This window comes from Terrabacter sp. P5_B1 (assembly GCF_056400505.1).
This window is the reverse complement of sequence record NZ_JBFULD010000134.1, coordinates 1-10,480: the sequence shown is the minus strand read 5'-3', so window position 1 is coordinate 10,480 and position 10,480 is coordinate 1. Positions and strand designations below refer to the sequence as shown.

The window sequence follows — 10,480 nt, the reverse complement described above, 5'->3', positions numbered from 1 at the left end:
GCGTTCATCCTGCGCGCCGCGGAACACTTCGCCGGCCACGGCATCACCCAGATCGAACGAGTCATCACCGACAACCACTTCAGCTACCGCCGCAGCACCGACGTCAAGAACGCGATGACCGTGCTCGGGGCCACGCACAAGTTCATCAAGCCGCACTGCCCGTGGCAGAACGGCAAGGTGGAACGGTTCAACCGAACCCTGGCCACCGAGTGGGCCTACCGGCAAGTCTTCACCAGCAACGCCGAGCGATCCGCAGCCCTTGCCCCCTGGCTCCAGGAGTACAACACTCGACGACGCCACACCGCGCTCAAGGGACTCCCACCCGTCAGCCGTCTGTCACCAACGTCATGACCGAGTACACCTAGGCCCTCGACGACCCACGACAGTGCTGCGTGGTGCGCAGCACTGTCGTGGGCTTCCGCCGGACACGGCACGAGGCCGCGCGGTCAGCGGGTCAGCGGGGTCAGCGGGTCCAGCGGTAGCCGGTGGGGTCGCCCTCGCCGAGGTCGACGATCGCGGCGACCGGGCCACCGCCGTCGGGGCCCTGGTGGGCGGCCGACACCGACACGAAGACGGCCGGGTCGCCCGTCACCGACGCCGTGACGCCGCCGACGGCCGACTTGATCTGGCGGTGCCAGTGCACGTCGGAGTCGTCGAGCATCGCGTTGCGGCGGCCGTGCACGGTGCCGTCCTGGCTCACCTCGCACTTGAGGAAGACGTTGACGAGCCGGCCCTGCAGGTCGCTGGTGTGCGGGCGCTCCGGCAGGTCGAGCCCGGCGTCCTTGATCGCACCCCACACGCCGTCGGCGTCGAGCGCGTCCTGCATCACCGAGTGACCGATGCGGTAGCGGCCGCCGATGCCCTTCGTGTTGCCGACGACGACGACCTGCGCCTGGTCGAGCTCCACACCCGAGCTGCACGAGGCGACCGACGAGAAGAGCGACCGGTTGTGCATGATGTCGGCGTCGGTCGGCATCTCGATCTCGCCCAGGGCCACGGCGATGCCGAGGCCGGTCGTGCCGTTGGAGAGGTCCATCGACTCGTGGGTGTGCTCGGTCCAGACCTCGTGGCCGCGGGACTTCGCGTCGCGGATCGTGTGGATCGTCAGCAGCGGCGTCTTGGTCTGGACGTAGTGCACGTCGGCCGGGTCGGTGATGCCGGCGCGCTCCATGGCGACCTTGACGGCGTCGGCGACCTTCTGGACCATCGCGACGTAGCCGATCTCCTCGGGCTTGATCGGCTCGCTCATCGCGAATCCGACCGTGAGCCGGGGCTCGTCGGACTGCTCGGCCTTGTCGGCCGGGACCGTCGCGAAGATCGTCGCGTGCGGGCTGATGATGCCGTCGGTGCCGCCGGACCACACGATCGGGACCTGCTTGACCTGGTCGGCCGGTGCGCCCTTCTCGACGAGGACCTCGCGGAAGGCGCGGTCGGCGATGATGCGCGTGTAGTCGTTGACGCCGCCGTTGCCCTCGGTCTTGCCGATGATGGCGATGACGCGGCTCGCCTCCATGACGCCGTCGTCGATGAGCTTCGCGAGCTCCGACGCGTCCGCGACCGAGTGGATGGGGACCTTGCGCACCTCAATGGCTTCGGGCACGTGAATCACCTTTCTCTTTCAGGGTTTTCGATGACGGTCCCGACGTGGCCGTCGATGGCCGGGGCGAGCTGGTCGAGTGCCGTGATGATCGAGCGCGAACCACCCGAGCGGACGAAGCGCAGGGCGGCCTCGACCTTCGGGCCCATCGAGCCCGACGCGAAGTGGCCGGCGGCGGCATACGCCTCCATCTCGCCGAGCGTGACCCGGCCGATGTCGTGGGCGTCGGGCGTGCCCCAGCCGGCGACGGCATGGGCGACGTCGGTCGCGATGACGAGCGCGTCGGCGTGGACGGCGCGGGCGAGCAGGGCGGCCGTGAGGTCCTTGTCGATGACGGCCTCGACGCCGTGGATGGCGCCGTCACTGCCGCGGACGACCGGGATGCCCCCACCCCCGGCCGTGACGACGACGTAACCGGCCGCGAGGAGCGTGTGGAGCGTGTGCGTCTCGAGGACCTCGACGGGCTCGGGGGAGGCGACGACGCGACGCCAGCCCTTCTCGCCGCGGTCCTCCCAGCGCTCGCCGTGGTCGATGAGGGTCTGGGCCTGCTCACGGGGCAGGAAGCGTCCGATCGGCTTCGTCGGGTGGGTGAAGCCGGGGTCGTCGGCGTCGACGAGGGTGCGCGTGACGATCGCGGCGACCGGTCGCTCGACGTGACGGGCGGCGAGCGCGCCCTCGAGGGTGTCGAGCAGCGTGAAGCCGATCGTCCCCTGCGTCTGGGCGCCGCACCAGTCGAGCGGGACCGGCGGCACGACGTGCGCGGCCAGCTCGTTCTTGACGAGGAGGTTGCCGACCTGGGGCCCGTTGCCGTGCGTGATGACGACCTCGTGGCCGGCGGCGACGAGCTCGGCGAGGTGGTGGCTCGCGACGGCGATGGCGTCGAGCTGGGCCTGCGGTGTCGCGCTGCCGTCGGGCCCGGTCATGGCGTTGCCGCCCAGCGCCACGAGCACCCTCACGGCGCGTCCTTGCTTCTCGGGGCGGTCGTCATGGCGTGAGCCTAGGGAGCGCGGCGGAGCGGGCGCGTTGGCACCTCCTGCCCAAGGCGACCCCTGACATTGGCAGATGTATGCCGTCGGGCCGGGGTCAGCGGCCTGCTGCACCGGCGTCGGGGCCGGGTCACTCGATCTCGCCGTCCACCGTTTCGGTCCGACGGGTAGGGGGAGATAATGTCTGCAGGCGCCGTCCGGCGCGCTTCGGTCGAGCTGAGAGGTGGGCACACGTGGGAGTCGGAGTCCTGCTCGCCGTCGTGGGGGCCATCCTGGCCTTCGCGGTCCGGGCCAACACGCCCGCCATCAGCCTGCCCACGGTCGGCGTCATCCTCATGCTGGCCGGCGGGGTGCTGATCTGGCACGGGATCAAGGGTTCGCAGCACAAGCGCGTCATCACCCGCGAGGAGCGCCCCAACGGCTCGGACTCGCCGACCAACACGGTGCGTCAGACCATCGAGGAGTTCGACATCGACTGAGGCGGCCACCGCCTCTGCTCGACGTCAGGTGCGGGCCAGTACCTCTGCCCACGTCCGAGGCTCGCGCCCGAGCAGGCGGCGCAGCGTCGAGGGATCGCCGACGAGGCCACCCCGGTCGTAGGACGCGAACATCGCCAGCAGGTCGTTGCGGCCCTGTGCCGACAGGGACGCCCCCGGTCCGGCGACCCACTCGGCGAGCTCGACGCGGACGGCCTGGACGGGCCGGCCGAGCACGTCCGCCGCGACGCGCGCCAGGTCTCGGACCGAGAGCACCTCGGGCCCGGCGAGGTCGTACGTCAGGCCCTCGTGCCCAGGGCGGGTCAGCACCGTGGCCGCGACCTCCGCCACGTCGGCGAGGTCGACGTTCGTGAAGGGTGCTTCGAGCGAGTACGGCACGGTGAGCTGCCCGGTGACCGCCGCGTCGACGAGGTTCTGGTGGTATGCGGCGGGGCGCAGCACCGTGACCCCGGGCAGGTGGGCGCGGATGACCTTCTCGGCCTCCGCCTTGCGGAGATGGTGCGGCATCGAGTCGTCGTCCGGGTGCAGCACCGAGTGGAAGACGAAGCGGGACAGGCCTGCTCGCTCAGCTGCGACGGCGACGCGCTCGGCGATCCCCACCTCGTCCGGGTGCACGTTGGGCGCCAGGTGGTAGACGCCGTCCACGCCGGCGAGGGCCTGGTCGAGCCCAGCCCCTGTCTCGAGGTCAACGACCGAGATCGACCGGGCCCCAGCGGCATACGCTCTCTTCCCGGCCTCGGTGGAGCGCACCGCAGCGCGCACGTCGACGTCGCGCGAGGCAAGCGCGCGCGTGACGGCGCGACCGGTCTTGCCGGTCGCGCCGATCACGAGGACTGTCGTCACGATCAGACCCAGTCGACATCTGCTGCAGTCCGTCCCGCCGCGAGCGTCGCGTAGCCGGGCCCCCGGTCGAAGAAGGGCTGCTCGGCGGCCCGGTCCGTACGGAGCTGGTCCCGCAAGACGTCCGACGCGTCGGTGTCGATGACGGGGCTGTCGAGGTCACCGCTGGCGACGACGCCGTAGTCGCGGCGCGCGCCGTCGAAGGAGACCTTGCCCCAGCGCAGGTCGCGCTCGATCTCGTCGTAGGGCCGGTCGAGCGGGTCTCCCCAGCCGCCGCCCCCGGTGGTGCGGATGCGGATGACCTGCCCGGCCTTGACGACCTCGGCGTCGGCGAGGGCGTCGACGGTGCGCTCCTCGGGTCCGCCGACGTCGACTGCCACCTCGAAGGGGCGACCGGCCTTGCCGCCCTTGACGCCCCAGCAGGCGAGGATCGAGCGGTCGGCGATGGACATGAAGTGGGCGTCCTTGAGCATCCGGATGTGCTTCTCGTAGCCGAGGCCGCCGCGGTAGCGACCGGCGCCACCCGAGTCGACGGCGAGACCGAGGCGCTCGACGATGAAGGGGAACCGGCTCTCGGTGAACTCCGTGGGCAGGTTGCGGCTGTCGGGCACGACGTGGATCGTGTCCTCGCCGTCGGCGTAGTAGCGACCCCCGGAGCCGCCACCGAGCACCTCGCGCATGAGGTAGTCGTTGCCGTCGCGGTCCTTGCCGTAGACGCCGGTGTAGCGGATCGTCTCCTGGTCGGCGGGCATCTTGCCGTCGACGGCCTTGGCGACGACGCCAGCGAGCACGCCGAGGAGGCGCAGGATGACGAAGGTGCGCGCGTTGGTCGGCGCCGGGTAGATCGGCGTCAGCAGCGTGCCCTTCTCGGGGAACTTCATCTCGATGAGCGGCACAATGCCCTCGTTGACGTCGAGCTCGGCCATCCGCTCGGGGGTGTCGGCGAGGTTGCGCAGGATCGGCGCGAGCCACTTCTTGAGGAAGTTGCCGCCGACGTAGTCGCCGCAGTGGTTGATCGGGCCCTTGGCCTGCGGCGCGGTGCCGGTGAAGTCGATGACGAGCTTCGGGCCGCCGTCGCCGGGGCCGGGGCCGCCGGTCGAGACCTTCGTCAGGGTGATCCGCTGCGTGTGCAGCTTGGGCTCGTCGACGCCGTCGTGCTCGGCGTAGTCCTCCCAGACGTACGTGCCGTCCGGGATCTTGCTGAGGATCTCGCGGCGGTAGGTCTCCGTCGTCTTGTCGAGGATCGCGTCGAACGCCGCCTCGATGGTGTCGCGGCCGTAGCGCTCGAAGAGCTCGGACAGGCGACGCGCGCCCATGAGGCAGGCCGAGCACTCGGCGTCGAGGTCCGCAGCGAGGCTGTCAGGCATCCGGCTGTTGCGCGTCATGATGCGCAGCGCCGCCTGGTTGGGAACTCCCTTGTCCCACAGCTTGATCGGCGGGACGGAGAGGCCCTCCTCGAAGACCGTCTGTGCGTTGCTCGGCATCGAACCGGGGACGGCGCCACCGATGTCGTCGTGGTGGCCGAACGCCTGGACGAAGGCCACGACCTCGCCACCGGAGAAGACCGGCACGGTGACGCAGAGGTCGGGGAGGTGGCCGATGCCGCCCTCCGACTCGTAGACGTCGTTGTGGAAGAAGACGTCGCCCTCGCTCATCTCGGCGAGCGGGAAGTCGCGGGCGATGGGGTGCACGAGGGCGCTGTAGGACCGGCCCGTCAGCTTGCGCAGCTGCCGGTCGTGGATGCCGGCGCGGAAGTCGTGCGCGTCACGGATCATGGGGGAGCGCGACGTGCGGGCGATGGCCGTCTCGACCTCCATCTCGACGCTCGCGAGGGTGCCCTCGACGATCTCGACGAGGATCGGGTCGACGGTCGTCCCCTCCGGCGTCAGCCGGTTGCCGTGCTCGTAGGCCGTGGGCAGCCCCGCAGGGTTGCGTATGCCGTCCGGCGCGGTCGCGTGGGCCACGCCGGCGCCGGCGCCCGCGGCGTCAGCAGGAGCGAGGCGGGTGCTGGCGGTCTGGCAGGAGAAGCACATGTCAGGCCTCCGAGGTGGTCTGGGCGGCAGGGGTCTTGGTGATCACGAGGTTGCCGAGGCTGTCGACGCGGACGACGAAACCCGGGTGGACCGGGACCGTCGAGCCGAACTCCTCGATGATCGCCGGGCCCTCGATCGTGTCGCCGGCGAGCAGGTCGGCCCGCCACCAGACGTCGGTGTCGACGTAGCCGGCATCCGCGTCGAAGCACACCGGCCGGACCGAGCGGTGGGCCCGCTCGCGCACCTCGGCGGCGCCCTCGGCCCCGGCGAGGTCGCGCAGCTCGGGACGCGTGATCGGCCCGACGCCGGTGACGCGGAGGTTGACCCACTCGACCTGCTGCGTCGGGTCGTTCCGGAAGTCGTAGCCGTAGAGGGCGCGGTGCTCGTCGTGGAAGCGCGAGGCGACGCCCGCGGCATACGCCTCGTCGACGTCACCCTCGGGGGCGGCGACGCGGACCTCGTAGGCCTGGCCGAAGTAGCGCAGGTCGACCGTGCGCGTGTAGCGGTGGCTCTCGCGCGGGAAGCCCTCGGCGTCAAGGGCGCTCGCCGCCTTGGCGGTGAGGTCGTCGAACGTCCTCTGCACTGCGGCGTGGTCGAGCGAGTGGTGCCGGGCGACGGAGGTCTGGACGTAGTCGTTCTTGACGTCGACGGTGAGCAGGCCGAAGGCCGAGACGTTGCCCGGGTTCTGCGGGACGACGACCCCCGCGAGGCCGAGGATGTCGACGAGGCGGCAGGCGAGGAGGGAGCCCGAGCCGCCGAAGGTCGCGAGCATGAAGTCGCGCACGTCGAGACCGCGCTTGACCGAGACCTGGCGCAGGGCGTTGGCCTGGTTCCACGCGGAGATCTCGAGGATGCCGGTCGCGCAGCGCTCGAAGTCGAGCTCGAGCCTGCCGGCGAGCTCGGTGATGCCCGCCCGCGCCGCGTCGACGTCGAGGGGGATCTCGCCGCCGAGCAGGTGCGGGGGGATGCGGCCGAGCGTCACGTGCGCGTCGGTGATGGTCGGCTCGGTGCCGCCCTTGGCGTAGCAGAGCGGGCCGGGGTCGGCGCCGGCGGACTGCGGGCCGACCTTGAGCGAGCCCTCGGGGGAGATCCACGCGATCGAGCCGCCGCCGGCGCCCACCGTGACGACGTCGATCATCGGGATCTTGCTCGGATAGGCACCGACCGTGCCCTCCGTCGTCAGGGTCGGCTCGCCGGCGAGGACGACCGAGACGTCGGTCGAGGTCCCCCCGCCGTCGCAGGTCAGGACCTTGTCGAAGCCGGCGCGGCAGGCGATGAGGCCGGCCCCGAGCGCTCCGGCGGCCGGGCCGGAGAGCACCGTCGTGATCGGCTGCTTGACGACCTCGTCGGCCGACAGCACGCCGCCATTGCTCTTCATGACGTAGAAGGGAATCGGCGCCCCACCGGTGAACTCGTCGAGCCGGTGGTGGATGTTCGCGACGTACCGGGACACGTTGGGCTTGACCGCGGCGTCGACGAGGGTCGTCATGGAGCGCTCGTACTCGCGGTACTCGCGCAGCACCTCCGAGCTGATCGAGACGACCGCGTCGGGGTGCTCGCGGCGCAGCACCTCGCGCATCGCGAGCTCGTGGCTGTCGTCGGCGTAGGAGTGCAGGAAGCAGACGCCGATCGTCGTGATGCCGCGGTCCTTGAACCAGCGGGCCACCGCGACGGCGCGCTCCTCGTCGAACGGGCGGATCTCGTTGCCCTCGAAGTCGAACCGACCGCCGACGGTCTTGACGTGGTCGGCCGGGACGATCCGCGCGGGCTTGACCCAGAAGTAGGAGTTGCCGTAGCCGTCGGGGACGGCCTGGCGGGCGATCTCGAGGATGAACTCGTAGCCCTCGGTCGTGACGAAGCCCAGGGCCTCGACCTTGCCCTCGAGCAGCTTGTTCGTCGCGACGGYCGTGCCGTGCGAGACGGCGCTGATGTCGTCGCCGCTCGCGCCCATGAGGTCGAGCACCTTGCGGACGCCCGCGAGGAAGCCGTTGGCGGGGTTGCTCGGCGTCGAGGGGGTCTTCGTCGTGACGAGCTCGCCCGACTCCTCGTCGAGCGCGACGACGTCCGTGAACGTGCCACCGGTGTCGATGCCGATGCGGATCCGGCGAGCGGAGGAGGTGCCTGCTGTCATGGTGAGGATTCAACCGGTGCGAGCGGTCCGCGGGCGTTGGCACATCGTGCCAAGACCAGCCGGGTTCTGGGCCAATCCTCGCCAGATCTCCCGGACGTCCCGACACGGTGTCGAGGGCGCGTCATCGGCTCCGTCCCCCGGGTGAGCGTGCCACGCTGGCACGACGTGACGAAGGAGAGCGACATGGCGCAGTACCTCATCGGCGTGGACTTCCAGGCCGGCGACGACCCGGCCCCGATGTCCGACTGGACCCCGGAGGAGGTCCAGGCCCACCTCGACTACTACGGCGTGCTCATCGGCGAGCTCGAGGCCAACGGGGAGCTCGTCTCGTCGACGATCCTCACGGGCCCCGACCTCGCCAAGATCGTCCGGTCCGACGGGGTGGCGCCGGTCGTCACCGACGGACCGTTCCAGGAGTTCAAGGAGTGGCTGGCCGGCTTCCAGGTCGTCGAGGTCGACTCCGAGGAGCGCGCCCTCGAGATCGCCTCGCGGATGTCGGCCGTCCCGGGCCGCGGGGGTCGCCCGACGCGCCAGCCGATCCACGTGCGGCAGGTCATGGAGCAGGCGCCCTCGAACACCGACGAGATGGACGCCTTCCTGCGCACGACAGGCGCCTCGCACTGAGCCCTCCGACGGCCGTCGACGACCTGCTSCGCACGCTCGCGCCGCAGGTCGTCGGCATCGTCAGTCGCCGCTTCGGTGACTTCGACTCCGCGGAGGACGCCGTCCAGGAGGCGCTGCTCGCCGCGTCGCGGCACTGGCCCGTCGACGGGGTCCCCGACGAGCCGCGCGCCTGGCTCGTCACCGCTGCCTCCCGGCGCCTCGTCGACCTGTGGCGCAGCGACGCGGCCCGGCGGGAGCGGGAGGCGCGCGTCATCGCGTGGGAGGTGCCGGCACACGACCCCGTCGACCACGACGACAGCCTCACGGTGCTCCTGCTGTGCTGCCACCCGGCGCTCAGCCCGGCGTCGGCGATCGCGCTGACGCTCCGTGCGGTGGGCGGCCTCACGACGGCCGAGATCGCGCACGCGTTCCTCGTGCCCGAGCCGACGATGGCGCAGCGGATCAGCCGCGCCAAGGCGACGATCCGAGCCTCCGGAGAGGGCTTTCGTATGCCGTCCGCTGACGACCGTGACGCCCGCCTCCGTTCCGTGCTGCACGTCCTCTACCTCCTCTTCAACGAGGGCTATGCGAGCACCCACGGTGAATCGGTGCAGCGGATCGAGCTGTCCCGCGAGGCGATTCGCCTGGTTCGGCTGCTCGTGGCCAGCGTGCCCCAGCACCCGGAGGCTCTCGGTCTGCTCGCCCTCATGCTGCTGCTCGAGGCGCGGGCCCCGGCGCGCAGCGACGGCTCGGGGGCGCTCGTCCCGCTTCCCGAGCAGGACCGCTCGCGGTGGGACCGCTCCCTCGTGACCGAGGGGCTCGAGCTGCTCCGTCAGGCCCTGGCGTTCGAGGCGGTGGGGGAGTACCAGCTGCAGGCCGCCATCGCCGCGGTGCACGATCGGGCGGCCACCGCGGCCGACACGGACTGGGCCGAGATCCTGACGCTCTACGGGATCCTCGAGGAGGTCACCGGCAACCCGGTCGTGACGCTCAACCGCGCGGTGGCGGTGGCGATGGCCCACGGCCCGCGGGCCGCGCTGGAGGTAGTCGACGCGGTCGAGGACCGRCTCGGCACGACGCACCGATGGCTCGCCGTGCGCGGCCAGCTCCTCGAGATGGCGGGCGAGACCGTCGCGGCCGCGGCCACGCTCGACCGGGCAGCGGCGACCGCGACGAACGAGGCCGAGCGGCGCCACCTCGCGGCGCGTGCGGCGCGCCTGCGGTCCCCGGGAGTCACCCGCGGAGGATGAGGCGCGGCCACCCCGGGGGTCCCACGATCGAGATGTCCCCGTCGTTCGTCGTCAGGAGGAGCCATCGTGCTCATCGGCCTCCCGAAGGAGCCGGACTCCGCCCGGGTCCCGCCCCTGGCTGTGGCGGGGGAGCGCGGGCCGGAGTGGACGGCGGTCGACGTGGCCGACGTCGCGCTGGGCCTGGCCGTCGTGGCGCTCGAGGGGTCGCGCCGCGTCACCGCGAGGGCGGGCTTCGTCGTCCGGCCGCTGTCGGCCCTTGCCTCGGAGGGGGTCGCCCTCGGGCGCCGGCTGCGTTGGCGCCCGCGGGTCGTCGATGTCGTCGAGCGGGGCGCGCGGCAGCGCCGCGTCGCCGCGCGCCACGCATACGGCGTAGGGCAGCGCGTGGCTCCCCGGCTCGTGGACGGGCTGCTCGGCCTCGTCGACCTCACAGAGGTCGTGCCCGAGCACGTCGACCTCGATGCCATCGTCGCCGGCGTCGACGTCGACGCCGTGGTGGCGCGGGTGGACCTGGAGCGGATCATCGACCGCATCGACGTGGACGGC

At 71.6% G+C, this 10,480-nt stretch carries 10 protein-coding genes and 1 pseudogene; 6 read left to right on the top strand and 5 right to left on the bottom strand.

The window, feature by feature from the left end; translation table 11 throughout:
• Positions 1-351 (top strand): integrase core domain-containing protein (locus AC1DP0_RS11340; RefSeq protein ID WP_478084653.1); only part of this gene is annotated, 351 nt, incomplete at its 5' end.
• Between the two features lie 112 nt (positions 352-463).
• On the opposite strand, the gene bar is transcribed toward AC1DP0_RS11340, so the two are convergent.
• Positions 464-1,600, bottom strand: coding sequence for a barbiturase (gene bar, locus AC1DP0_RS11335; protein ID WP_478084652.1), 1,137 nt, complete (start codon positions 1,598-1,600; stop codon positions 464-466).
• A 5-nt stretch (positions 1,601-1,605) separates the two neighbouring features.
• Entirely contained in the window at positions 1,606-2,553 is a 948-nt protein-coding gene (locus AC1DP0_RS11330; protein WP_478084650.1) for a carbamate kinase, read from the bottom strand.
• Positions 2,554-2,816: 263 nt separating this feature from the next.
• On the opposite strand from AC1DP0_RS11330, the gene AC1DP0_RS11325 reads away from it, so the two are divergent.
• A complete protein-coding gene (locus AC1DP0_RS11325; protein ID WP_478084648.1) occupies positions 2,817-3,062 on the top strand; it encodes a DUF6458 family protein in 246 nt (81 codons plus the stop codon).
• A gap of 24 nt (positions 3,063-3,086) precedes the next feature.
• Here AC1DP0_RS11325 and AC1DP0_RS11320 read toward each other — a convergent pair whose 3' ends face one another.
• From AC1DP0_RS11320 to AC1DP0_RS11310, 3 genes are read right to left on the bottom strand one after another with little or no spacing between them, the layout of a single operon-like run.
• The gene (locus AC1DP0_RS11320; protein WP_478084647.1) at positions 3,087-3,923 is read right to left on the bottom strand and encodes an SDR family oxidoreductase; all 837 of its coding nucleotides are present in this window, start codon (positions 3,921-3,923) and stop codon (positions 3,087-3,089) included.
• 2 nt (positions 3,924-3,925) lie between these two features.
• Positions 3,926-5,953, bottom strand: a complete 2,028-nt coding sequence (locus AC1DP0_RS11315; protein WP_478084645.1) for a hydantoinase B/oxoprolinase family protein — start codon at positions 5,951-5,953, stop codon at positions 3,926-3,928.
• A gap of 1 nt (position 5,954) precedes the next feature.
• Positions 5,955-8,084 carry a hydantoinase/oxoprolinase family protein gene (locus tag AC1DP0_RS11310; protein ID WP_478084641.1) on the bottom strand — a complete coding sequence of 710 codons (2,130 nt, stop codon included), beginning with the start codon at positions 8,082-8,084 and terminating at the stop codon, positions 5,955-5,957.
• 165 nt (positions 8,085-8,249) lie between these two features.
• Between AC1DP0_RS11310 and AC1DP0_RS11305 the strand changes: the two genes are divergently transcribed.
• The 4 genes and pseudogenes from AC1DP0_RS11305 to AC1DP0_RS11290 all read left to right on the top strand — a co-directional run.
• The gene (locus tag AC1DP0_RS11305; RefSeq protein WP_478084639.1) at positions 8,250-8,708 is read left to right on the top strand and encodes a YciI family protein; all 459 of its coding nucleotides are present in this window, start codon (positions 8,250-8,252) and stop codon (positions 8,706-8,708) included.
• Positions 8,705-8,920 (top strand): annotated as a pseudogene (locus AC1DP0_RS11300) (sigma factor); the annotation flags it as partial. The gene AC1DP0_RS11305 and the pseudogene AC1DP0_RS11300, both read left to right, overlap by 4 nt.
• Before the next feature lie 51 nt (positions 8,921-8,971).
• A complete protein-coding gene (locus tag AC1DP0_RS11295) occupies positions 8,972-9,937 on the top strand; it encodes an RNA polymerase sigma factor (RefSeq protein WP_478084655.1) in 966 nt (321 codons plus the stop codon).
• Between the two features lie 66 nt (positions 9,938-10,003).
• Positions 10,004-10,480 (top strand): hypothetical protein (locus AC1DP0_RS11290; RefSeq protein WP_478084637.1); only part of this gene is annotated, 477 nt, incomplete at its 3' end.

Bases quoted from the DNA above. Each gene is read 5' to 3' on its own strand.
- AC1DP0_RS11315 (WP_478084645.1), bottom strand. From the start codon at position 5,953: ATGTGCTTCTCCTGCCAGACCGCCAGCACCCGCCTCGCTCCTGCTGAC.